A 21,857-nucleotide genomic window follows, 5' to 3' on the forward strand; every position below is an offset into this window, starting at 1 on the left:
AGACTTCCCGGCGAAAACCCGGATAATGGCGGCCAAATCGTTTTGCTCGTATGGTATTCCCGCATGGAAATCAAGGTTAACTTTCTCGACAACCTTCGACTTGAAGCCAAGTTCGATGACTTCACGGTGGTGGCCGATCAACCGATCCGCTACAAGGGCGATGGCTCGGCACCGGGGCCGTTCGATTACTTTCTGGCTTCGTCGGCCCTGTGCGCGGCGTACTTTGTAAAGCTGTACTGCCAGACCCGGGGTATCCCCACCGATAACATCCGCCTGTCGCAAAACAACATTGTCGACCCGGAAGACCGTTACAAGCAGATCTTCAAGATCCAGGTCGAGTTGCCGGCCGATATCTCCGAGAAGGACCGCCAGGGCATCCTGCGCTCCATCGACCGCTGCACGGTGAAAAAGGTGGTGCAGACCGGCCCTGATTTTGTCATCGAAGAAGTGGAAAACCTCGATGCCAACGCCCAGGCCTTGCTTATGCTCGACCCGGCGTCGGACACCAGTACCTTTATCGCCGGCAAGGACCTGCCGCTGGAACAGACCATTGCCAACATGTCGGGGATTCTCGCCGGCCTTGGGATGAAGATCGAGATCGCCTCGTGGCGCAATATCGTGCCCAATGTCTGGTCGCTGCACATTCGCGATGCGCAGTCGCCGATGTGCTTTACCAATGGCAAGGGCGCGACCAAGGAAGGCGCGCTGGCCTCGGCGCTGGGCGAATTCATCGAGCGGCTCAACTGCAACTTCTTCTACAACGACCAGTTCTGGGGCGAAGACATCGCCAACGCAGAATTCGTCCATTACCCGGACGAGCGTTGGTTCAAGCCAGGCCGTAAAGATGCGCTGCCGGCGGAAATCCTCGACGAATACTGCCGCGAGATTTACAACCCCGATGGCGAACTGTGCGGCTCGCACCTGTACGACACCAACTCCGGCAATGTCGAACGCGGTATCTGCTCGCTGCCGTTCGTGCGCCAGTCCGATGGTGAGGTGGTGTACTTCCCCTCCAACCTGATCGAGAACCTGTACCTGAGCAACGGCATGAGCGCCGGTAACACCCTGGCCGAAGCCCAGGTGCAATGCCTGTCGGAAATCTTCGAGCGCGCGGTCAAGCGTGAAATCCTTGAAGGCGAGCTGGCATTGCCGGATGTGCCACAGGAAGTACTGGCCAAGTACCCCGGCATTCTCGCCGGCATCCAGGGCCTGGAAGAGCAGGGCTTCCCGGTGCTGGTCAAGGATGCGTCGCTCGGCGGCGCCTTCCCGGTGATGTGCGTGACCTTGATGAACCCGCGCACCGGCGGCGTGTTTGCCTCGTTCGGCGCGCACCCAAGCTTTGAAGTGGCGTTGGAGCGCAGCCTCACCGAACTGCTCCAGGGCCGCAGTTTCGAAGGCCTGAACGACCTGCCGCAGCCGACCTTCGAAAGCCACGCGGTGACCGAGCCGAACAACTTTGTCGAGCACTTCATCGACTCCAGCGGTGTGGTGTCGTGGCGCTTCTTCAGTGCCAAGGCAGACTTCGAATTCGTCGAGTGGGACTTCTGTGCCGAGGGTGAAAACGCCAACGCCGAAGAAGCCGCAGCGCTGTTCGGTATTCTCGAAGACATGGGCAAAGAAGTGTACATGGCGGTGTACGAGCACCTGGGCGCCACGGCTTGCCGCATCCTGGTACCGGATTATTCGGAAATCTATCCGGTGGACGACCTGATCTGGGACAACACCAACAAGGCGCTGTTCTTCCGTGAAGACATCCTCAACCTGCACCGCCTGGATGATGAGCAGCTGCACGCTCTGGTCGAGCGCCTGGAAGAAAGCGAGCTGGATGATTACACCGACATCACCACCCTGATCGGCATCGAGTTCGACGACAACACCGCCTGGGGCCAGCTGACCATCCTGGAGTTGAAGCTGCTGATCCACCTTGCCCTGCAGCAATTTGAACCGGCCAAAGAGCTGGTCGAGACCTTCCTGCAGTTCAACGACAACACCGTCGAGCGCGGCTTGTTCTATCAGGCGGTGAATGTGGTGCTGGAAGTGGCGCTGGACGATGAACTGGAACTGGCCGACTACGAGGTCAATTTCCGCCGCATGTTCGGCAACCCGCGCATGGACGCGGTGCTCGGCTCGGTGGACGGCAGCGTGCGCTTCTACGGCCTGACGCCGACCAGCATGAAACTCGAAGGCCTCGACCGTCACCAGCGCCTGATCGACAGCTACAAAAAACTGCATGCGGCACGGGCCAAGGTGGCCAACCTGTCGCGCTAACACGCGCTGACAACAAAAGCACCTTCGGGTGCTTTTGTTGTTTATGCGCTGGGGTTATAGCCCTGTAGCCAACGGGTCTTGCCGCTGAAACGGCGGCCCTTGCCGGATGATGGGGTTGGGGTTTAGCTGATTGTTCGTGTGAACAACCTCATCAGGTGCAGACCATGAGCACACCCCTGGATTTGAATGCTTTGAAAGCGCGCCAGCAGGCGACGTGGGCCAGTGGCGACTACGCGGTGATCGGTACCACCTTGCAGCTGGTCGGTGAACACCTGGCCGAAGCCTGCGACTTGCGCTGGGACGAAAAGGTCCTGGACGTCGCGGCCGGCAACGGCAATGTCACCCTGGCCGCCGCACGCCGCGGCTGCCAGGTCACCTCCACCGATTATGTGCCCGAACTGCTCAAGCGCGGCGAAGAGCGCGCCCGCGCCGAACGTCTGAATGTCGTGTTTCAGGTCGCCGATGTTGAGGCCTTGCCGTTCCAGGACGGTTCCTTCGATGTGGTGTTATCGACCTTCGGCGTGATGTTCGCCCCCGACCAGGCGCAAGCGGCGAAGGAACTGGGCCGCGTGTGCCGCTCGGGCGGCCGTATCGGCCTGGCCAACTGGACCCCGCAAGGGTTTATCGGCCAGATGTTCAAGACCCTCGGCCGCCATGTGCCGCCACCTGCCGGTGCGCAACCGCCCTCACGCTGGGGGGATGAAGAACAGTTGCATAGCCTGTTCGGCGACGACATCGGTTCGATCAAGGTCAGCCGCGAGCACTTCAATTTTCGCTATCGTTCGGCGGCGCATTTCATCGAAGTGTTCAGGACCTGGTACGGGCCGGTACACAAGGCGTTTGCATCGTTGGAAAGCGACAAGGCCAGCGCGCTGGAACGCGATCTGACCCAGCTGTTGAACGACAACAACGTGGCGGGAGGTGCGTCGCTGGTGGTGCCGAGCGAGTACCTGGAGGTGGTCATCAGCCGCCGCTGAAATCATCGCGGGTCAAGCCCGCTCCTACAGGCCTTGCGCCGAACCTGTGGGAGCGGGCCTTGCCCCGCGAAACGGTCGGCCAAAGCAAAACCTGTAGTAGTCAATGAATGAGAAGTATTACCATGCACGGATTTCCTTAGCTGCCAGGAGATCCCGTCCATGTCCCCATCCAGCCCCCACGATGTCGGCGCGCTGTATCTCCAGCATCACAGCTGGGTAGTGGCCATGCTCCGGCGCAAACTGGGCAATCGCGAACAAGCGCTGGACCTCGCACAGGACACCTTCGTAAAACTCCTTCGCAGCGAGATGCCGCCGTTGCTGCGCGAACCCCGGGCCTACCTGGGCACCATCGCCAGCCGCCTGTGCCTGCAGCATTTTCGCCGCCAGGCCCTGGAGCGCGCATATCTGCAAAGCCTGGCTCAGCTTGAGCCGCAGCATCAGCCTTCGGAAGAAACCCGGGTGCTGGTGCTCGAGGCGCTGGACGCGGTGGGCCAGGTGCTCGATGGCCTGGCCAACCGGGTGCGTGAAGTGTTTTTGCTGTCCCAGCTCGACGGCCTGACCTACCCGCAGATCGCCGAGCGCCTGGGCCTGACCGTCAATGTCGTGCAGAAGGCCATGCTCAAGGCCTATCGGCATTGCTATGCCGCAGTGCATGGCGAATGAAGCCGTTGACCGCACACGAGCCGTGTCTCGATCCGCAAATCCTCGAACAGGCCATGTTGTGGATGGTGCGCCTGCAATCGGGTGTGAGCAGCGACGCCGAGCAGCTCGCCTGCCAGCGCTGGCGCCAGGAAAGCGCGGCCCATGAACTGGCCTGGCAGCGGCTCACGGGCATCAGCCAGGGCCTTCGTGAAGGCACCCGCGGCCTGTCGGCGGCTGGTGCGCGTAGCCTGCTTGAGGCACGTTCGCTGCCCTCGCGAAGGGCAGTGCTCAAGAGCCTGGCTGCCGGTGGCGTGCTGATAGCCACTGGTTACGGGGTACAGCAACGCACAGTGCTGCCGTCCCTGTTCAGCGACTACGGGACCGCCACCGGCGAGCGCCGACACTGGAGCCTCGCCTCGGGGCTGGCGTTGCAACTGGATACCCGCAGCGCCCTGGACAGTGACGTGGTGGACGGCGACCGGGTGCTGACCCTCAACCGTGGACGAGTGCTGCTGGAGGTGGAGCAGGGTGCCAGTGTCAGCCTGCGCACCGCTGATGCCCGGGTTCGGCCGGCGACGCTGTCGCGCCTGGTGGTCAGCCAGCAATCCACTGGCACCCTGGTGCAGGTGCTCAAGGGGGCGGCGCAGGTCGAGCACGGGCAAGGCGCGCGCGTCGCCCTGGAGGCCAGCTGGCAACAGCTGTACAGCAGCTCCCGGGCCGGCCCGTTGGTGCCGCTGGCTGTGGGCGCGGAGGCCTGGACCCAGGGTCTGCTGGTTGCGCAACGCATGCCGCTCGGCGAGCTGCTGGCCGAGCTCGACCGCTATCGCCCCGGCGTGCTGCGTTGCGATCCGCGAATTACCGGGCTGCAGGTCAGCGGCTCGTTCTCCATCGAGCAACCCGACGCCAGTCTTGAGCTGATCACCCAGGTCTTGCCTGTTCGCGTCCAGCGCGTGCTGGGCTATTGGGCCAGTGTCGTGCCCGCCTGAAATAATTTTCATTAGCGTTGGCAGGTTTTGTCGCTTCGCGCATCAAGACAAGGGAAAGCGCTGCACTGCCAGCGCCATGTCCACCCCTGCTTTCCAAGGATTGCCTCGATGCGTTGTCGCCTTACCCCCCTTGCCACTGTTGTACGCACCCTGATGCTTGGTTTTACCCTGGTGTCCTTCAACCAAACCGCAATTGCTGCCCAGGTGATCGCGGAGCAGGCCGGAGTGCGCAGTTATGACATCGCCCCGGGGAGCCTCGACCGCGTACTCGGGCAATTTGGCCAGCAAGCCGGGGTGATGGTTGCCGTCGACTCGCAGTTGTCCAATGGCCTGCAGAGCCCCGGGCTGCGCGGCCAGTTCGCCGTCGACCAGGCGCTGGCGCAGCTGATTGCCGGCACCGGCCTGCAGCCGCTGGTAATGGGGCAGGGGCGCTATCGCCTGATCCCCCGGGCCAGCGAGGCCGGCGCCCTTGAACTGGGTGCGACCAGTGTCAGCGCAGCAGGCCTGGGTGCCACCACCGAAGGTACCGGCGCCTACACCAGCGGCTCGACCAGCACTGCCACCAAGATGAACCTGTCAATCCGCGAAACGCCGCAGTCGATCAGCGTCGTCACCCGCCAGCGCATGGATGACCAACAGCTGCGCAACATGTCCGATGTGCTCAACCAGACGCCCGGCGTGACCATGTCCCAGGATGGCGGCGAGCGCTTCAACATCTATTCGCGCGGTAGCGCCATCAACACCTACCAGTTCGACGGCGTCACCACTTACCAGGAAAACCAGACCCGCACCATGCCCAGCACCTTGCTCGACATGGCCATCTACGACCGGGTGGAAGTGGTGCGCGGCGCCACCGGGCTGATGACCGGCGCGGGCGACCCCAGCGGCGTGGTCAACGTGATCCGCAAGCGCCCGACCCGCGAGTTCCAGGCCTATGTGCAGGGCGGTATCGGCTCCTGGGATTTCAAGCGCCTGGAAGCGGACGTCTCCGGGCCGCTGACGCCGACCGGCAACCTGCGCGGGCGCATGGTCGCGGCCAAGCAGCTCAACGATACCTTCATGGACTGGTACCAGCAGGACCGCGACATCCTTTACGGAGCGCTCGAAGTCGACCTCAGCGACAGCACCCTGGTGCGCCTGAGCATCGATCACCAGCGCTACCGGCCAACGGGCGGCCAGGGTGTGCCGATCATGTTCACCAACGGCCAGGCGACGGACTTCTCCCGCGATACCAGTTCCGGCGCACGCTGGGCCTCGGACCGTTTCGACACCAACAACTACAGCCTGGCGCTCGAACAGCAATTGGCCAACGACTGGCAGCTGAAAGTCGCGGGCACCTTCATGGATGTCGATCGCGATACCCGCAGCGGCTCCTACCAGAGTTCGACCGGCATGTCGTACATCACCCCCGAAGGTAATGCCACCATCAGCCAGGGCTGGTCCGAAGCCACCCAGCATCAGAAGGCCATCGATGCCACCCTGCAGGGCCCGTTCGAACTGTTCGGCAACAGCCATGAGCTTATCGTCGGGGCCAACTACCTCGACTACGTCAACCACCACTACGCGACCACCGGGCGCTCGGCCATCGTCGACTTCAACCACTGGAACAACGAACTGCCCAAGCCCGACAAGGACGGTTTCACCCCGGCGCTGGACTACGACGTCGACACGCGCCAGAGCGGCTACTTCGTCGCCGGGCGCTTCAACCTCAGTGACAGCCTGCACCTGATCCTCGGTGCCCGCGCCAGCAATTACCGCTATCACTACTATTCCAAGAGCCTGGCCAGCGGCTACGTCATGGACTACAGCATGACCGAACGCGGCGAGGTCACGCCTTACGCTGGCGTGGTCTATGACCTGACGCCCGAGCAGTCGATCTACGTCAGCTACACCGACATCTTCAAGCCGCAGTCGAGCCAGGACCGCAGCGGCAAGGTGCTTGAGCCGGTGGTGGGTAAAAACTATGAGTTGGGTTGGAAGGGCGAGTTCTACGACGGCCGGCTCAACGCCAACATCGCCGGTTACATGATCAAGCGCGACAACGTCGCCGAACTGGATGCCGGCTACACCGTGCCGGGCACCGATCAGGACGCCTACCGCGCGGTGAGCGGCGCCAAGACCAAGGGCATTGACCTGGAACTGGCTGGCGAACTCGCCCCGGGTTGGGAGCTGCAGGCTGGCTTCAGCCACTCGCGCACCGAAGACGCCGAAGGCCAGCGCCTGACCGCCCAGCTGCCGCTGGACACATTCCGGCTGTGGACCACCTACCAGCTACCCGGCCAATGGCAGCGCCTGACCCTCGGCGGCGGTGCCAGCTGGAACTCCAGCAACTCGCTGTACTTCAGCCGCTACAACAGCCGCGTCGGCCAGGATGATTACGCCGTGCTCAACCTGATGGCGCGCTACCGGCTTAGCGATCATCTTTCCACCACGCTGAACCTCAACAACCTGCTCGACGAGAAGTACTACGCCGGGTTTTCCGGGAGCTACGGGCACTACGGGCCGCCGCGCAATGTGATGATGAATGTGCGTTACGACTTCTGAGGTTTGTAGTCGCAATGGATCTGCATGCTCTCTGTTTCGTTTCGATGGATGTCAAAGCCGCATTGTTTTAATGCGTCTTTGACCCTATCGATAACCACCAGGTAGTGCGCTGCGCGTGCGCGCTGGCGAGTCAGCGAGGTAAAGACGCCAAAGGGCAGGAAGCGCAGCCTTTTTCCCTTTAACACAATGGAGACATCGACATGTGAGCCATCCACGTCATGTCCATTGGAGCCAAATATCTCGCCGACTTCATCCTTGCGACCGGGGTAGCAGGCGCAGAACACCTTGATGCCCAGCCAGCGTGAGAGCGTTCTGAACGAACCCAGATGGCTGTTTTTGTTTTCATACCCGCGCACCAGCAACAGCTCAATGTCGGGTGGCAGCGTTGATTGGGCCTCAATCAACTTATGGAAAGTTTCTTCATCGATGGCTACTTCAGAGGACGGCCAGCGCGGGGATACTCGTACCCCGTGGCGCTCTCCCTTTGGCAGTACAAGCATGTTGGGCATTCTCAAATGGGGCTATCCGGGGGGAGGGGGCTGGTCAGATCAAGCACATCGACGACCGCACCGCTGAAAAAGTCCACGACCTCCAGACGGTGGGTCAGCAACTGATCGCCGAACCAGTCAGCGGCGAGCCGGCCGGGTGGGCCTTTGTGGCGTACAACCGTGGTCTCGATCTGGCCGCTGTCAGCCGCAAGGATGATGTCTTCACCCCAGTTCGAACGCTGCGTCGCCGAGATCGGCAGGCACAGGTGAGTAGCGGATTCATTGAACAGGATTGTCCCGGCGCCTACCTGACCATATTCGCCGATGTCCCTGGACCACAATGTCGCGCCGTTGCGATCGCAGCACAGCAGGCGGTTGTTTTCACCGGTGACAAACAGGTATTGACCATCACGGGAAAAGCGCAGGCTTCTGACCTTGGCGTCCAGCGCCAGGGTGATCTTGTTGATCTCGCCACTGGCGCAATCAACCGTCAGCACACTGTTGCTGGCCCGCTCATCGGGTGCCCAGAGTTTGCCTTGCACGGGGTCGATGCAACCAAACCGGGCATCGACATTACGGGCGATCGGTTCGCTGCATTCGCCGCTGTCCAGGTCGATGACCACCGGGCGCTTTTTATCGTTGCCGACCCCGACCAGCGCGTACCGGCCGCTGGGGTCCAGGTGCGACCAGTACGCCAGGAACCTGTCGGTTTCATGCAGCGCCGTGCGATCTTCAAGAAAGCTCAGGCGCGAGCGACTGGCGCCGCGCACCACCCGCCAATCGGTGCCTTGCAGGGCCATGCGCCGGCCATCGTGAGAGATGTCGCAAACCCTGTCGTCGGCCTGGGTACCGACGGGGTGGGTCAATGCACCGGTGTCCGGATCGTACTGGGTCAGGCAGGCGGGGCGAATGCTGTCGCTTTTATCGAAGAACACCAGGCGGCGGGGTACATCAATGTACATTGCAACTCCCGAAAGTCAGCGAGCAAAGTGCGCAAGGATAAGGCTGCGGCGGCTACCTGAAAAGCAGGTGCGAGCTGTGGGAGATTCTATGGCTCACAGGAAGGCCTCAAATCGGCTTCAACGACTCGAACTGATTGGCCAGCCACCCATGCAGCCGTGACACCGCAGGCGAGACCTGTTTGCGGTGCGGGCAGACCAGACTCAACGGCAAGGCCTCGCCAGGATGGTCCTGCAACAGCACCAGCAGACGCCCGGCCAGCACATCGGCACTGACATCCAGCCAGGACTTGAAGGCAATCCCTTCACCCTCAACCGCCCAGCGCCGGGCGACATCGGCGTCGTCACTGAACAGCGGCCCGGACACCTGGACCGTCTGCGCGCCTACCCGCCACTTGTCAAACACGCGGCCGTTCTGCAGGTAAAGCAAACACGCATGACTGAGCAAATCTGCCGGTACCCGTGGGCTGCCATTGCGTCTGAGGTAATCCGGCGAGGCTACCAGCACCCGCCGATTCCACGGCGCCAGCGGTAGCGCAACGTAGTTGGCGTCACCATTGAGCCCATAGCGAATGGCGACATCCACCGGGTCGCGAAACAGGTCGGCAATCTGGTCAGAGAGAAAAAAGCGCAGGTTCAGCTGCGGGTGCTCGCGTCGAAACGACGAAAGCCAGGGCAGCAGAATATTGCGCCCCAGGTCCGACGGCGCTGCAATCTGCAGCACCCCGCGCAGCGGCGCATTATCACCGCGCAGGCTCTCGCGCCCTTGCTTGAGGGTCTCCAGCACCGACACCGCGGTGGGCAGGTACTGCTCGCCTTCGGCCGTCAGGCGCAGGCTGCGGGTGGTGCGGGCAAACAGGCGCACATCAAGTTCGCGCTCAAGGCGCTTGATCGCCGCCGCCACCTGGCCTGGCAGTAAATCTGCCTCGAGCGCGGCGGCGGTAAAGCTGCCAAGGGCAGCGCTGCGGACAAACATGCCCAGATCATCGATACGGATCATTTTCACTCCTGCAGTGAAAGTGTTGGCGCATTTTGCCGGTTTTTCTTTGCCCCAGGGAAGGTGCACCCTTCGTTCCTGCTTTTTCAACCAGGAGTAACCCATGGATCTCGTCAGCTTGGCTCAACGCCGCTACACCACCAAGGCCTTCGATGCCGCCCGCAAAATACCTGCCGCCACCGTGCAAGCCTTGCTTGAACAACTGCGCAACAGCCCTTCTTCGGTGAACTCCCAGCCCTGGCATTTCGTCATCGCCCAGACGCAGCCGCAGCGCGCGCGGGTGGCCAAAAGCACTGACGGCGGGTTTGCCTATAACCAGGCAAAAATCCTCAATGCTTCCCACGTCATTGTCTTCTGCACGCGGACCCACATGCCCGACGACCACCTGCAGGCGGTACTGGCCCAGGAAGCTGCGGATGGACGTTTTCACAATGCCGAGGCCAGGGCAGGGCAGGACCGCAGCCGACGTGGCTACGTCGACCTGCATCGCTTTGACCAGAAAGACTTGCAGCACTGGATGGAAAAGCAAACGTACCTGGCACTGGGCACGCTGTTGCTGGGCGCGGCCGCCCTGGGCGTTGACGCCACGCCCATGGAGGGCTTCGACAGCAAGATGCTGGACGCAGAGCTGGGGCTGCGTGACCAGGGCTTTACCAGCCTGGTGCTGGTCAGCCTTGGCTACCACAGCAGCGATGACTTCAACGCCGGCCTGCCCAAGTCAAGGTTGCCGGCCGAGTCGCTGTTTACCTTTCTGTAACGACCGGATTGCCTTTGGCCTGACCTGAACAGTGGAGCATTGATGATGACTGAACATGAGAAACACCTGGTATCGATCGCGGTACTCAAAGCTGCAACCGGTAAACAGCAAGTGTTGAAAGAGGCGCTGGTGGCGCTGATCGAACCTACCCGGGCGGAGCCGGGCAACCTTGACTATGTACTGTTCGAACGCCGGGACGAACCGGGCACGTTCTATATGCGCGAAGCCTTCAAGGATCAAGCGGCACTCGATGCACACTTCGCTATGCCGTACTTCCAGAACTTTGCGGCTGCCAGCGCAGCGCTGCTCGCAGCACCCCTGGAACTGATCTTCCTCGAGCAGGTTTCGACTTAGCGCATTGCGTCTCGGCGCGGGCCCGGCATGACCGCCGGGCCGGGTAGCTGCCGATCGCTTGAAATGCACCGCAATGCCCGCCAGAATCGCCCCCGATCCGGCCAGCAGCGCCGGACGTTGCAGGTGAAAAGGGGCTGCAGTTGAACGAACAGACATTGTCCATGCGCCTGGAGCGCGTGGCGGCGCATGTGCCAGACGGTGCGCGCCTGGCCGATATCGGCTCGGATCACGCCTACCTGCCGGTGGCCTTGATGCGTCGGGTCGCCATCGCAACTGCCGTGGCTGGCGAGGTGGCGATGACCCCGTTCAACGCAGCCCAACGCACCGTGCGCGACAACGACCTGGAGCAGCAGGTCAGCGTGCGCCTGGCCAATGGCCTGGCGGCGATCGAGCCGACAGACGGCATCACCGCGATCAGCATCTGCGGCATGGGCGGGGAGACCATCCGTGACATTCTCGAGGCCGGCAAGGCACGCCTGAGCGGCCAGGAGCGGCTGATCCTGCAACCCAACGGCGGCGAGCAGCCGCTGCGCCAATGGTTGATGGACAACGGCTACCGTATCGTCGGCGAGGAACTGCTGCGGGAAAACCGCTTCGACTACGAAATCATCGTCGCCGAGCGGGACGGCCCGGTGACCTACAGCGCCGAACAGCTGTACTTCGGCCCGCTGCAGATGCAGGCCCGCAACCCGGCGTTCCTGGCCAAGTGGCAGAGCATCCTGCAGCGCAAGCAGCAGACCCTGGCGAGCTTCGCCCGGGCGCGGCACAGCGTGCCCGAGGACAAGGTTCAGCAGGTCGCCCGGCAAGCCCGGTGGATCACCGAGCTGCTGGCGTAAGCGGGTTTACTGCTGGGCATCCCGAGGGCGGATCAGCGCCGGATCGGACTGCAACTGCCACTGGCTGCGTTGCGACTGCAACTGTGCTTCCAGGATCGATACGCCGCGGTCACGCTGGGAGATGCGCTCGCGTTCGAACAGGTCAGTGAGCAGGCCAAGCAGGTTGCGCGATTCGGAGACCGACGCCGGTGTGCTCACGTCGCTTTCCAGCACGCCCTCGGCGTACGAGCGCACACGTTCATTGCGACTGGCCTGTTGGCTGACGCTGGCTTCCACCAGGCTATTTTTGTCGTAGCGCAAACGCGTGCTGGAGCTCGATTGGTCGCTGATCTCGTGGTAACGGTAGTTCTGCGTCGCCATGGCCTCGAGCATCGACATCTGCGGGTTGAGGCTGGTGTGGTAGGCGGCCGTGAGGCTCGCCTGCTGATCCTGTTGCACCGAGCGGTTCGCCGGCGACGCACCACTGATCGTGGTTGACTGGGACACTTTGTAGTCGAAGCGATCCAGCTCGGTCGGGCGCAGCGAGTTGGGCTGCTGGCTTGTCTGGCTGATCGAGGCGCTGAAGTCGGCCAGGCCGCTGAGCAGGGCTGTGTCTTTGGCTGCCAGCAGCGGGATGCGGCCGGTCGCTGGCCTGGCGATGTCGTCGGCGCTGTTGAGCTGAACGAAAGCGTCCTTGAGCAGGCTCACCAGGTTCTCGTCGCCTTTGCCGCGGCCCTGCGCCGCATCGAACTGGCTCAGGTAATTGCTGATCGCCGCCTGGCGCTGGGCGCTTTTACCCAGCAGAGAGGTGTCGCGGGTGTCGAGGTTCAACTGCACGTTGCCGGCGGGGCCCTGCAGGCTGAGTTTGCGTGCGCTGTCGTCCAGGGCCAGGTCGAAGGACAGCTGTTCGCCATTTACCGTGTCCAGCTTGGCATTCATTTGCAGCGCGCTGAACAGGGCCGGGTCGAGCGTGGCCAGCTTGCCCAGCTGCAGGCGAGGAGGCTGCTCGCTCAGGCCGTTGATGGTCCCCTGGAAACTGTCGGCCAGTGACGCCAGGCCCTTGAGCTCATCGCTGGTGAGCTGGCCGCCCTGCACCTCGGCGCTGACTGCCAGGCCTTGCTCGCCGCTGGCCAGGGACAGCGTGACGGTCGCTCCGGAGGCGGTGGTCAGGCTCAGGTTCACGGCATTGGCCGGGTGTTGGCGCAGGTTATTGCCCTGGATCCTCAGTGTTTCGGCGCTTGGCTGCGCGCCGTCGGCGAAGGCAAACACCGATTGTGTGAACGACTGGCCGCCGTTGCCTACCAATTGATTCACCAACGCTGCGCCGAGCCCGTTGAAGCGCGAACCGATAGCGCTGGACTGAACACCGATCATCATGTTCATGCTCAGCTTGTTCAGGCTGTCGTTTTCCAGCACGTAGCGCAACGGCACCGCGAGGGTTCCGCGGGACGAATAGGTCGCGGTATCGTCGCTACGAGGGCTTTGGCCCAGGCTGACGGTGGTGCTCGGCGTTGCCGCAGCTTGCTCGGCGCGGCTGCTGCCAGCACTTGCCGGGGCCGGCTGGGGGGCCGTGTAGGCGGGGGCGATGCGCACTCCTGCATTGATTGGGGTCATGCTCTGTACCCGTAGTGTCCATACTTGTTCAAGGGGTATCGGCGGCGGATTGCAGAGCTTGAGTGTCGGTACCGCGATACTGGCCCCTGCGGGAGCTACGCTGAGCTTCGTATGGGGTTGGTTGTCGGGGGACGGGGAGTCGAGCTACGTCGAGATTGCTGCGCAGCGATGACGCGGACCATCGGCTGGATCAAATACACCCCGGGCACGTCCTAGCGACGATAGTAGCGGCGATCGTCCTCGTAACGGTAACGCATGGCCCGATCATGGTGGCGTTCCCAATAACGATGGCGCTCGGCTTCGCGGCGGGCTTGCTCTCGGCGCCATTGGTCCCTGCGCCAGTTTTCGCGGCGCCAGTCGTCCCTGCGATCATGCCAACGGTGGTCATGCCGGTAGCGGTCATCATGGGCCAGCAACGGCCCTGGTTGCTTGTCGGTCATGCTGGCCAGGCTCGGCCAGGGGGTTTCGGCAGTCCGGGTGGCCGGGACTTCAGGAGCCAGAACCGGGGTTGAGGTCTTCATCTGCGTTGCCGATGCCGAGCCCACTGCCGCGAATGCGAACAGGGCAACGAGCAGCATCCGTGGGGCATGGAATTTCATGAGCGAAGACAACCTCTGAATGACGATTGAACGTATCCAAATAGACCGATAAACAGAGAAAAGTTCTACGGCGCCGCTGTTAAAAAAAATGCGCCTGAGCGGCGTACCCCGAGCAACTGTGGGAGCGGGCTTGACCCGCGATGAGGCCGGTACAGTCCGCTCATCAGGCAGTGTCTGGATTGCGGCCGCTGCGCGCTCGATCGCTGGCAAGCCAGCACCCACATGGTGCTCCTGGCGTATGATGCCCAGCCGTTTTTGCCGACAAGGAAATCGCCATGCTCCCCGACAAGGCCTGCGCAGTAGTGCTTTCATCCACGCTGCGCCCGAGGATCCTCTTGTTTCGTCATCCGCTGGCGGGTGTGCAACTGGTAAAGGGCAGCATTGAAAAAGATGAAACAGTGGGTCAGGCAGCGCTGCGGGAATTGGCGGAAGAGTCTGGTATCAATTGCGCCACCATCGCGGACGACCTGGGGTGTTGGGATGCCGGGCATCTTGGTCAGGTGTGGTCGTTTCAACTGTGCGAGGCGAGCGGACCGTTGCCTGAGCAGTGGACTCATCAGACGCTCGATGACCATGGCCACGCTTTCGCGTTCTTCTGGGCATCGCTCGAGCATCTGCCCCTTGCCGAGTGCCACCCGGTCTTTCAACGCGCGCTGCTGTTTTTGTCCGCGACCCTGAAAGCGCGTGGCCATTGGGCAGGCAAACAGCGCTAAATAATCCACCTCGGGGCGATATACTCCGCACCATTGGTCAATGCTCGAGAGAAGTGTATGCGGCAGGTTTTGCTAATCGTTGATGTGCAGTCCACATTCAGTCCACCCGAGTGGCTGGTCGATGGTGTGCGGGCGTTGTCAGAGCGGATTCTGACGGTTGCCTCGGTCGAGTTGCATGATGAGCAGGTGACGCCGTTTGAAAAGCAACTCGGCTGGCATCCTGCGGCCGAAGACGAAAGCCTGGTCGAGGCCGACAAAGTATTTGTAAAGCACGGCTACGGACAGACCGCTGAAGCCATCGAGTACATCAGGCAGCTCGGCGCCGAGCGCGTGCTGGTTTGTGGCCTGCAGACCGAAACCTGCGTGCTCGCCGCCGGGTTTGCCCTGTTCGATGCAGGGCTCACGCCCACGCTGGTTACCGACCTGACCGTCGGCTCATCCCTGGACCGGTCAGGTCGGTTGGGCATCGATCTGTGGAAGCATCATTTCCGTCAGGTCACGACCAGAGCAGAAGTGTTTGCCGAACTTGATGCATGAGTTCGTGGAGGCGTGAGGGCAGGGGGTAAGATCGACTGACAATCGGCGATTCGGGTGCGATCAGCGCACACGCTTACTGACGATCTCGCCGGTAGCTGCATCCTCCATCCATACCTCCAGGCGATTGAGACCAACGTACTGCGTGCGGGCGATTATCTTTTGGCCCGGCTTACCTTCAAACTCCAGATCCGCAAACATGAAGTGCTGAGGCAGTCGGTACTCCAGCTGAACGGTGTAGGTGCCCGGCTTGAGGATCGCGCGCTGGGGCGAGTCATTCTTGTAGTAATAGGTAGAGAACGGGATGTTTCCGACCTTTTTGTCGTTGATCTTTATGATGTTCAAGTCAGGCTGGAGGTCGGCGTAATGGCGCTGGGCTCTGCCTGCGTAAGTGTCGGTTTCGATGATGGTGTAACGAGCGTCATCACCGGGTACGAGGGGATCAACGTTCGAGTAATCGGGCATCTCCGCGCAGCCGTGCAGGCCCAGAAGTGCGATAAAGACAGGGGTGAAGATTTTTCTCATTTTCTATCCAGCTTGGTGGGGCTCGGGCAAAAGCTCTTGATCTGTTTCGGCCGCTAATTTTAGACGGTCGGCTTTGCTGATGTATTTAGGCTTGCTTTTAGGCGCTAATTTGGCACTGGCCTTTTTGGCGTGAGCCTTTAACAGCTGCTTTATTTTCTTTTGACGATTCACGTTGTTACTCGGCTTGTAAATGCTTGAACACTATCCGCTGTGCGGAGCGTTGTTTTTTGATCCGGTACATATCGCCATCCGCATGGCTGAGCAGCGTATCGGCATTCTCTGCGTCCTTGGGGTAAAAGGCCACGCCCACGCTGCAGGACGGCATTGTGAACCCGCCAAATTCTGCGCCCAAGGGCTCGGCCATGGCCGCGAGAATCTGCTCCACCTTGGCGTAAACGTCGTCCTGCGACTGGATATCCGGCAACAGCACAGTGAATTCATCACCCCCCATCCGGGCCACTGTGTCGGTCTCGCGCACGCAGCCTTCCAACCGCCGTGCAATCATGCAGAGGATCCGGTCACCCATGGCATGCCCATGGACATCATTAATGCCCTTGAAGTCATTGATGTCCAGAAACAGCAACGCCAGTGTGCTCTGGTGGCGGTGTGCCGCGCGAACGGCCGACTCCAGCCGATCATTGAAAAGCGCGCGGTTGGTCAGTGCCGTCAGTGGATCATGATGGGCCAGGAAGCGTAATTCATCCTCGGCTTGCCTGAGGGCTGTCACGTCCCGCGCAACGCCGATTCGCGCACCCACTTCCTCGGACCAGAAGGCCGCCCACAGGATATGTACGACACCGCCATCCTTGCGGATATAACGGTTGCGGAAATCGACGTGGGATTGACCATTCATGACCCGGACAATGGAGGCCCGTGTCACCGCCAGGTCGTCAGGATGGATGTAGTCGGTGATCGGCGTACCGGTCAGCTCGCCGGCAGAGTAACCGAGCAGCGCCTCGCAGGCATCGCTGACAAATACAATCTGGTTATCCCTGTCGACCACGAAGACCGTGTCCAGCATCAGATGGATCAGTTTGGGGTAGAGCGCTTGGAGGTCAACGGGCATAGGCAGGCACGTCCGGTTCAGATCGGCTGATCATAACGCGATTGCGTTTGGCCAATACAGTGCAAGCCTAATGCCGATGCGACGCCCGACGAGACTCTGGAGCAAGCCGGGCTGATGGGGCTGACGCAGATTAAAGTGATTGGCTGCACCAACTGACGCGAGGAACGGTTGCTGGCGTTTACGCACCCATCCTAGATAGCAAGACAGGACGCGACCGTCTCCTCAAGGATGGCGACCAACTCCGGGTCCATGTAGCGAAAATCATCTGGAATATCCAGCGTGTAAACCCGCTTATGCTCCAGCAGCCGCGCGTATTGTGCCTGCAGGCGATTCTGGTGTTTGCGTTCCATGACAAAAATCACATCGGCCCAGCGAATATCCGCTGGGCCGATGGGTTTGCGCGCATTCGGGCTGGTGCCCGCCGACCGGGCATCGAAGCCGGGGCGGCGGCGCCAGAGCGCTTCTGCAGTAGGGCTGCGCCATTGGTTGCGGCTGCAGACGAACAGGAGGTTAGTCACTCTTGATCCAACAGTTGGCGGGTGGAGCGGATGGGGTAGCTCATGCCGAGTTGGCGTGCCCGTATCAACTTGTCGGCGCGGGTGTACAGCAGCTTCCAGTTCTTTTCGGGCTTGAATTCCAGCGGATACACCGCTTTGCTTCTGCCACTTTTACGGGCCTGTGAGCGTCTCCAGGCGCGGGTTCTTTCCATGATCTTGTCCTCGTGAGTACCGGGTTCAGCAGCCGCGGCAATACGAGTTGGGCTTATAGTAAGCGCGAATCAGGATTGTGGCTAGAGGCCGGTCCAGCCAGCACATCAGGTGTTGCCTGGATTACGACCGCTTTGCGCTCGATCGCTGGCAAGGCCTGCTCCCACAGGTCCGGTGTACACAGATCCACTGTGGGAGCGGGCTCGACCCGCGATGAGGGCGGTACAGCCAGCACATCAGTGTTGCCTGAATTGCGACCGCTGCGCGCTCGATCGCTGGCAAGGCCAGCTCCCACAAGTCTGGCGTACACAGATCCACTGTGGGAGCTGGCTTGCCAGCGATGAGGCCGGTACAGCCAGCACATCAGGTGGTGTCTGGATTGCGACCGCTTCGCGCTCGATCGCTGGCAAGGCCAGCGCCCACAAGTCCGGCGTACACAGATCCACTGTGGGAGCTGGCTTGCCAGCGATGAGGCCGGTACAGCCAGCACATCAGGTGGTGTCTGGATTGCGACCGCTTCGCGCTCGATCGCTGGCAAGGCCAGCTCCCACAGGTCCGGTGTACACAGATCCACTGTGGGAGCCGGACTTGCCGGCGATGGGCTACGCAGTAGCCCCAAGACGCCGACTACCGCAACGGCACATAAATATCCGTCTGCCACTGCTCCTGTGGCGTTTGCGGATAAGCACTCAGGTAATGAAAAAACAGTGGCTGATCGCGCAGCTCCTCGCCACTGTCCGGCAACCAGTCGCGATACAGCGGATAGATGGATTCACCAATATGGTCCGGCGAACCCACATGCCGCACCAGCGCATAACGCCCGCCAGCAATCAGCCGTTCGTGCACGCCGAATTCATTCGCCGCCACCGCCTCATCAATCTCACCACAAATGGCAAAACGAAAATCCTCCGCCGGCGTGGTGTCGGGGTTGCCATAGGGGATGCCAAAGGTACGGCTCGATGCCACCGGCGACTGCCCGCTGGCCATGCGCCAGGCGATGAACTGACTCACGCTCTCGTTGACCTGCGCGGCCGGCCCGCGGTGCTCCAGCGCCGCGACCCGGGTTTGAGCAAACTCCACAATACGAACCTGCATGATGACGCTCCTGGAAAAGTGAGGGATATCGAACACCGCATTCCAGGCCTGCCAGTCCGGCTGCCGGCGAAAGGCACTCGGCGACCTGCCCAGCGCCCGCCGAAACGCCCGGCTGAACGCCTCGGGGCTTTCGAAACCTGCCGCCAGGGCAGCCTCCAGCACCGAGTGTTCGGCATTGGCAGCCAACCGATGCGCCGCCAGGCGCAAGCGCATCAACTGCACATAACGCGAGACCGGCACCCCGACATACGCCGTGAACTGGCGATGAAAATGAAACACCGAAAAGTTCGCCACCTGGCTCAGGGTTTTTACCGACAGATCACCTTCGAGGTTGGCGTCGATGTAGGCGAGCACAGCGCTGAAGCGCTGGGTGTAGGCGGCGTTGGGCGGCAGGTCGGGCACGGCTGGAGGCTCTTGGAAGTACGGTCGGCATAGAATCGACTATACCCGCGTGGCAGTGCCTAGCCGTGTTTGCTCAAGGTGTGTTTTTTACGGGGATGAGCATTCGCTCGATGGGCCGCATCGGCGGCCCGGGCGTAGCCCTCGGCGTCTACTTGGCCGAGGCTTGGTCCACCCTGCACGCCTTAGAGTACTCGGGCTACCAAACCCGGCCGCTGGATTTACAGCGACAGGGGGAGGGTCGCGAGGTTGCAGAATGGATTGAAGGGAAGATTGTAGCGCGCTCGTAGTTAAAGGTTTGGCCCCTGCTGATGCTCACGCAAACAGTGCTGGCCAGCTGTTCGTCAGGCAACATCTCATCAATCGCAAACAGACAAAACCGATACAAATCAACCCACTACCCACCTGGCACAACCATTGCGAAGGCCCTCGTCTCTTCCCCCTCGTGGAACATCGACGTTCATGACCGCTCCCTTCGCCCGCTTGCCCCTGTTACTGGCCATCGCCGCCGCCTTACCCACGCTACCGAGCTTCGCCGCCGACCCCACCCCCGCAGCCCTGCCCATCATCACGGTCACCGCGCAAAAGCGCGAAGAGTCGGTGCAGGATGTGCCCTCGGCCATCTCCGTGGTCAGCGCCAAGCAGATCGCCGACAGCGGTGGCGGCTTCAGTGCCGGCAAGGCCCTGCAGAACGTGCCCAACGCCATCGCCCCGGAGTTCGCCGGGCACCAGCGGCCGCGCTGGTACATTCGTGGCATGGGCTCGGGGGACATGGCGTCGACCACGGTTTACCCGGTGGGCATCTACACCGATGACGTGTATATCGACCCCCACGTGGCTACCGGTTTTCCGCTCTATGACATGGAGCGCGTCGAGGTGCTGCGCGGGCCGCAGGGCACGCTGTGGGGCAAGAACACCACGGGCGGGGCGATCAACTTCGTTTCGCGCAAGCCGGATTTCGAGAAAGCCAACGGTTACTTCAAACTCGACCTGGGCAACTACAATTCGCGCCTGTACGAAGGCGCCTATGGCGATACGCTGATCGACAACAAGCTGGCCGCACGGGTGGCGTTTGTCGACCAGAGCGCCGATGGCCAACTGGAGAACCAGGTCGATGGCCATACCGTTGGCGACATCCACGACCAGGCCCTGCGCCTGCAATTGCTGGCGCAGATCAACGATGACCTGCAGGCCACCCTGCAACTGCATGGCCGTGACTACAAAGGGCAGGGCATTGCCACCCGCGCCTGGGGTTCGGGGCCGGGGGGCAATACGCTGTTCGGCCCGGCGCCGAAGCCGGGTACCGACGAGGCCGCCTTTACCGGTAAAGCCGAAGACCGCATCGAGCACAACGGTGTGCAGTTGGCACTGAAGTGGGATCTGGGCGACCTGCAACTGGACTCGATCACCGCCTTCGACGATATCCACGAAAAAGCCGAAAGCCCGAACATGAGCCTCTACGAATTCGGCCGTGGCTTTAACGATGACCGCTGGAAGCAGGTGTCCCAGGAGCTGCGCTTGTCTTCGGCGAAAAACCAGCCAATCAGCTGGATCGTCGGCACCCACCTGTTCCATGAACAGCTCGACAGCCGCAACGACAACGGGCTGTTGCCCAAGCCCTACAACCAGGCCTTTGGCGTGGCTGACTATGGCCGTACCGATATCGACCAGAGCACCGACAGCTTCGCGGTGTTCGGCAGCAGCACCTGGCAGGCCACCGACAACCTGAGCCTCACCGCCGGCCTGCGCTGGACCCGCGAAACCAAGGACATCGACCTGCACCGCGTAGCCGCACCAGATGCCGATGCGGTCAGCTACAACAGCGAGCGCGACTGGTGGAAAAACTACACCGGCGACCTGGTGACCCGCGTCGAGCAGGATGAAAAACGCACCTGGAACAAGCTCACCTACGACTTCACCCCCGAGTACCAGCTCAACGACAACGCGCGGGTGTATTTCCGTTATGCCAAGGGTTTTCGTTCCGGTGGTTTCAGCGGCGGTGCGCAAGTGCAGGCGGAGGCCTCGGTGGTGGCGCCGGAGAACGTCGATGCCTATGAACTGGGGGTCAAGAGCGAGTGGTTCGACGAACGCCTGATCGCCAATGCCAACGTGTTCTACTACGACTACTCGGACATCCAGGTCAACGCCGTGTCGGTGCGTGACGGCCAGGTGGTGTCGCTGCTGACCAACAGCGGCCAGGGGGTGATTCGCGGCGCGGAGTTCGAGCTGCAGGCGTTGCCGTTCAGCAACCTGGAGCTGCATGGCTCGCTGGGCTTGCTGCATACAGAGTTGCAGGATTTCGAGTCGGGCGGGGTGGATTATTCGGGTAACCGCATTGCCCGCTCGCCGTCGCGGACCCTGGCGGTGGGCGGCAGTTACCGGATACCGCTGGAGAATGGTGATGAAGTGCGCTTGGGCACCGACTGGCGCTATCAGAGCCGGATCTTCTTCCTGCCGACGGCGCAGCAGGATCACAGCGTTTCCCAAGGCGGCTATACCTTGGGCAATGCCAGTGCGACCTATCATCTGGGCGGGCGCTATGACCTGGATCTGACGGCGTATGTGAACAACCTGACCGACAAGCAGTACAAGACCGACAGCGTGCCGTTGCCGTTCGATATTGCCTGGGATGCGCGCGGGGATCGGCGTACCTTCGGGGTGAGTGCGACTACGCGGTTTTGAGCCGGGGCTGCCGGCCTCATCGCTGGCAAGCCAGCTCCCACAGGGTGCGATGACCATCGGTCGGGCTTGCGTACAAGCCTGTCGATCCACCCCCGGCCCAATCGACCATCCTGCACACACCACGTGCAGGAGTTCC

At 61.7% G+C, this 21,857-nt stretch carries 22 protein-coding genes; 11 read left to right on the forward strand and 11 right to left on the reverse strand.

The features are described 5' to 3' along the window. Positions 1-63 precede the first annotated feature (63 nt). From LOY45_RS10690 to LOY45_RS10710, 5 genes are all read left to right on the forward strand, one after another. Entirely contained in the window at positions 64-2,268 is a 2,205-nt protein-coding gene (locus tag LOY45_RS10690; RefSeq protein ID WP_115087350.1) for an OsmC domain/YcaO domain-containing protein, read from the forward strand. A 164-nt stretch (positions 2,269-2,432) separates the two neighbouring features. After that, positions 2,433-3,245 (forward strand): class I SAM-dependent methyltransferase, encoded by an 813-nt coding sequence (locus LOY45_RS10695; protein ID WP_258579108.1) that lies wholly within the window; start codon positions 2,433-2,435, stop codon positions 3,243-3,245. Between the two features lie 159 nt (positions 3,246-3,404). Continuing rightward, on the forward strand, positions 3,405-3,908 hold the full coding sequence (locus LOY45_RS10700; RefSeq protein WP_115087346.1) for a sigma-70 family RNA polymerase sigma factor: 504 nt from the start codon (positions 3,405-3,407) through the stop codon (positions 3,906-3,908). After that, the gene (locus LOY45_RS10705; RefSeq protein WP_258579109.1) at positions 3,905-4,873 is read left to right on the forward strand and encodes a DUF4880 domain-containing protein; all 969 of its coding nucleotides are present in this window, start codon (positions 3,905-3,907) and stop codon (positions 4,871-4,873) included. The genes LOY45_RS10700 and LOY45_RS10705 overlap by 4 nt, the downstream gene beginning before the upstream one ends. Before the next feature lie 108 nt (positions 4,874-4,981). After that, positions 4,982-7,417, forward strand: coding sequence for a TonB-dependent siderophore receptor (locus tag LOY45_RS10710; RefSeq protein ID WP_258579110.1), 2,436 nt, complete (start codon positions 4,982-4,984; stop codon positions 7,415-7,417). Here the strand turns inward: LOY45_RS10710 and LOY45_RS10715 are convergent. From LOY45_RS10715 to LOY45_RS10725, 3 genes are all read right to left on the reverse strand, one after another. Further along, entirely contained in the window at positions 7,405-7,917 is a 513-nt protein-coding gene (locus tag LOY45_RS10715) for a hypothetical protein (RefSeq protein ID WP_115087665.1), read from the reverse strand. The genes LOY45_RS10710 and LOY45_RS10715 overlap by 13 nt on opposite strands. Positions 7,918-7,928: 11 nt before the next feature. Further along, entirely contained in the window at positions 7,929-8,867 is a 939-nt protein-coding gene (locus LOY45_RS10720) for a YncE family protein (protein ID WP_258579111.1), read from the reverse strand. A 106-nt stretch (positions 8,868-8,973) separates the two neighbouring features. After that, on the reverse strand, positions 8,974-9,864 hold the full coding sequence (locus LOY45_RS10725; RefSeq protein ID WP_258579112.1) for a LysR family transcriptional regulator: 891 nt from the start codon (positions 9,862-9,864) through the stop codon (positions 8,974-8,976). 100 nt (positions 9,865-9,964) lie between these two features. Here LOY45_RS10725 and nfsB point away from each other — a divergent pair, with 100 nt between their 5' ends. The 3 genes from nfsB to LOY45_RS10740 all read left to right on the forward strand — a co-directional run bounded on the left by nfsB (position 9,965) and on the right by LOY45_RS10740 (position 11,808). Continuing rightward, positions 9,965-10,618: an oxygen-insensitive NAD(P)H nitroreductase gene (nfsB, locus tag LOY45_RS10730; RefSeq protein WP_115087336.1), complete on the forward strand. Its 654-nt coding sequence runs from the start codon at positions 9,965-9,967 to the stop codon at positions 10,616-10,618. Between the two features lie 45 nt (positions 10,619-10,663). Next, positions 10,664-10,972 (forward strand): putative quinol monooxygenase, encoded by a 309-nt coding sequence (locus tag LOY45_RS10735; RefSeq protein WP_134062350.1) that lies wholly within the window; start codon positions 10,664-10,666, stop codon positions 10,970-10,972. A gap of 140 nt (positions 10,973-11,112) precedes the next feature. Next, entirely contained in the window at positions 11,113-11,808 is a 696-nt protein-coding gene (locus tag LOY45_RS10740) for a tRNA (adenine(22)-N(1))-methyltransferase (RefSeq protein ID WP_338106154.1), read from the forward strand. Between the two features lie 6 nt (positions 11,809-11,814). Here the strand turns inward: LOY45_RS10740 and LOY45_RS10745 are convergent, their stop codons facing one another. Both LOY45_RS10745 and LOY45_RS10750 read right to left on the reverse strand, forming a co-directional pair. Next, positions 11,815-13,401 (reverse strand): hypothetical protein, encoded by a 1,587-nt coding sequence (locus LOY45_RS10745; RefSeq protein WP_258579113.1) that lies wholly within the window; start codon positions 13,399-13,401, stop codon positions 11,815-11,817. 212 nt (positions 13,402-13,613) lie between these two features. Further along, a complete protein-coding gene (locus LOY45_RS10750) occupies positions 13,614-14,000 on the reverse strand; it encodes a hypothetical protein (RefSeq protein WP_134062276.1) in 387 nt (128 codons plus the stop codon). A gap of 275 nt (positions 14,001-14,275) precedes the next feature. Between LOY45_RS10750 and LOY45_RS10755 the strand changes: the two genes are divergently transcribed. Both LOY45_RS10755 and LOY45_RS10760 read left to right on the forward strand, forming a co-directional pair. Then, positions 14,276-14,713 (forward strand): NUDIX hydrolase, encoded by a 438-nt coding sequence (locus tag LOY45_RS10755; protein WP_115087328.1) that lies wholly within the window; start codon positions 14,276-14,278, stop codon positions 14,711-14,713. Between the two features lie 57 nt (positions 14,714-14,770). Further along, positions 14,771-15,250: an isochorismatase family protein gene (locus LOY45_RS10760; protein WP_115087326.1), complete on the forward strand. Its 480-nt coding sequence runs from the start codon at positions 14,771-14,773 to the stop codon at positions 15,248-15,250. Positions 15,251-15,310: 60 nt separating this feature from the next. Here the strand turns inward: LOY45_RS10760 and LOY45_RS10765 are convergent, their stop codons facing one another. From LOY45_RS10765 to LOY45_RS10790, 6 genes are all read right to left on the reverse strand, one after another. After that, positions 15,311-15,772 (reverse strand): hypothetical protein, encoded by a 462-nt coding sequence (locus LOY45_RS10765; protein WP_115087324.1) that lies wholly within the window; start codon positions 15,770-15,772, stop codon positions 15,311-15,313. A gap of 3 nt (positions 15,773-15,775) precedes the next feature. Then, positions 15,776-15,943 (reverse strand): DUF2986 domain-containing protein, encoded by a 168-nt coding sequence (locus LOY45_RS10770; RefSeq protein ID WP_115087322.1) that lies wholly within the window; start codon positions 15,941-15,943, stop codon positions 15,776-15,778. A gap of 4 nt (positions 15,944-15,947) precedes the next feature. After that, positions 15,948-16,838 carry a GGDEF domain-containing protein gene (locus tag LOY45_RS10775; RefSeq protein WP_115087320.1) on the reverse strand — a complete coding sequence of 297 codons (891 nt, stop codon included), beginning with the start codon at positions 16,836-16,838 and terminating at the stop codon, positions 15,948-15,950. Between the two features lie 191 nt (positions 16,839-17,029). Continuing rightward, entirely contained in the window at positions 17,030-17,356 is a 327-nt protein-coding gene (locus LOY45_RS10780; protein ID WP_115087318.1) for a low molecular weight protein tyrosine phosphatase family protein, read from the reverse strand. Continuing rightward, on the reverse strand, positions 17,353-17,547 hold the full coding sequence (locus tag LOY45_RS10785; RefSeq protein WP_115087317.1) for a hypothetical protein: 195 nt from the start codon (positions 17,545-17,547) through the stop codon (positions 17,353-17,355). The genes LOY45_RS10780 and LOY45_RS10785 overlap by 4 nt, the downstream gene beginning before the upstream one ends. Positions 17,548-18,172: 625 nt before the next feature. Then, positions 18,173-19,042 carry an AraC family transcriptional regulator gene (locus tag LOY45_RS10790; RefSeq protein ID WP_258579114.1) on the reverse strand — a complete coding sequence of 290 codons (870 nt, stop codon included), beginning with the start codon at positions 19,040-19,042 and terminating at the stop codon, positions 18,173-18,175. 459 nt (positions 19,043-19,501) lie between these two features. On the opposite strand from LOY45_RS10790, the gene LOY45_RS10795 reads away from it, so the two are divergent. Next, the gene (locus LOY45_RS10795; RefSeq protein ID WP_115087313.1) at positions 19,502-21,721 is read left to right on the forward strand and encodes a TonB-dependent receptor; all 2,220 of its coding nucleotides are present in this window, start codon (positions 19,502-19,504) and stop codon (positions 21,719-21,721) included. Positions 21,722-21,857 lie beyond the last annotated feature (136 nt).

The sequence above is a fragment of the Pseudomonas wadenswilerensis genome, from assembly GCF_024749185.1.
GTDB classification, from domain to species: Bacteria; Pseudomonadota; Gammaproteobacteria; order Pseudomonadales; family Pseudomonadaceae; genus Aquipseudomonas; species Aquipseudomonas wadenswilerensis.

What these genes read in the sequence shown, in the direction of transcription:
- LOY45_RS10690 (WP_115087350.1), top strand. Translation starts at nt 64, where the DNA reads ATGGAAATCAAGGTTAACTTTCTCGACAACCTTCGACTTGAAGCCAAG.
- LOY45_RS10695 (WP_258579108.1), top strand. Translation starts at nt 2,433, where the DNA reads ATGAGCACACCCCTGGATTTGAATGCTTTGAAAGCGCGCCAGCAGGCG.
- LOY45_RS10700 (WP_115087346.1), top strand. Translation starts at nt 3,405, where the DNA reads ATGTCCCCATCCAGCCCCCACGATGTCGGCGCGCTGTATCTCCAGCAT.
- LOY45_RS10705 (WP_258579109.1), top strand. Translation starts at nt 3,905, where the DNA reads ATGAAGCCGTTGACCGCACACGAGCCGTGTCTCGATCCGCAAATCCTC.
- LOY45_RS10710 (WP_258579110.1), top strand. Translation starts at nt 4,982, where the DNA reads ATGCGTTGTCGCCTTACCCCCCTTGCCACTGTTGTACGCACCCTGATG.
- LOY45_RS10715 (WP_115087665.1), bottom strand. Translation starts at nt 7,917, where the DNA reads ATGCTTGTACTGCCAAAGGGAGAGCGCCACGGGGTACGAGTATCCCCG.
- LOY45_RS10720 (WP_258579111.1), bottom strand. Translation starts at nt 8,867, where the DNA reads ATGTACATTGATGTACCCCGCCGCCTGGTGTTCTTCGATAAAAGCGAC.
- LOY45_RS10725 (WP_258579112.1), bottom strand. Translation starts at nt 9,864, where the DNA reads ATGATCCGTATCGATGATCTGGGCATGTTTGTCCGCAGCGCTGCCCTT.
- nfsB (WP_115087336.1), top strand. Translation starts at nt 9,965, where the DNA reads ATGGATCTCGTCAGCTTGGCTCAACGCCGCTACACCACCAAGGCCTTC.
- LOY45_RS10735 (WP_134062350.1), top strand. Translation starts at nt 10,664, where the DNA reads ATGACTGAACATGAGAAACACCTGGTATCGATCGCGGTACTCAAAGCT.
- LOY45_RS10745 (WP_258579113.1), bottom strand. Translation starts at nt 13,401, where the DNA reads ATGACCCCAATCAATGCAGGAGTGCGCATCGCCCCCGCCTACACGGCC.
- LOY45_RS10750 (WP_134062276.1), bottom strand. Translation starts at nt 14,000, where the DNA reads ATGAAATTCCATGCCCCACGGATGCTGCTCGTTGCCCTGTTCGCATTC.
- LOY45_RS10755 (WP_115087328.1), top strand. Translation starts at nt 14,276, where the DNA reads ATGCTCCCCGACAAGGCCTGCGCAGTAGTGCTTTCATCCACGCTGCGC.
- LOY45_RS10760 (WP_115087326.1), top strand. Translation starts at nt 14,771, where the DNA reads ATGCGGCAGGTTTTGCTAATCGTTGATGTGCAGTCCACATTCAGTCCA.
- LOY45_RS10765 (WP_115087324.1), bottom strand. Translation starts at nt 15,772, where the DNA reads ATGAGAAAAATCTTCACCCCTGTCTTTATCGCACTTCTGGGCCTGCAC.
- LOY45_RS10775 (WP_115087320.1), bottom strand. Translation starts at nt 16,838, where the DNA reads ATGCCCGTTGACCTCCAAGCGCTCTACCCCAAACTGATCCATCTGATG.
- LOY45_RS10785 (WP_115087317.1), bottom strand. Translation starts at nt 17,547, where the DNA reads ATGGAAAGAACCCGCGCCTGGAGACGCTCACAGGCCCGTAAAAGTGGC.
- LOY45_RS10795 (WP_115087313.1), top strand. Translation starts at nt 19,502, where the DNA reads ATGACCGCTCCCTTCGCCCGCTTGCCCCTGTTACTGGCCATCGCCGCC.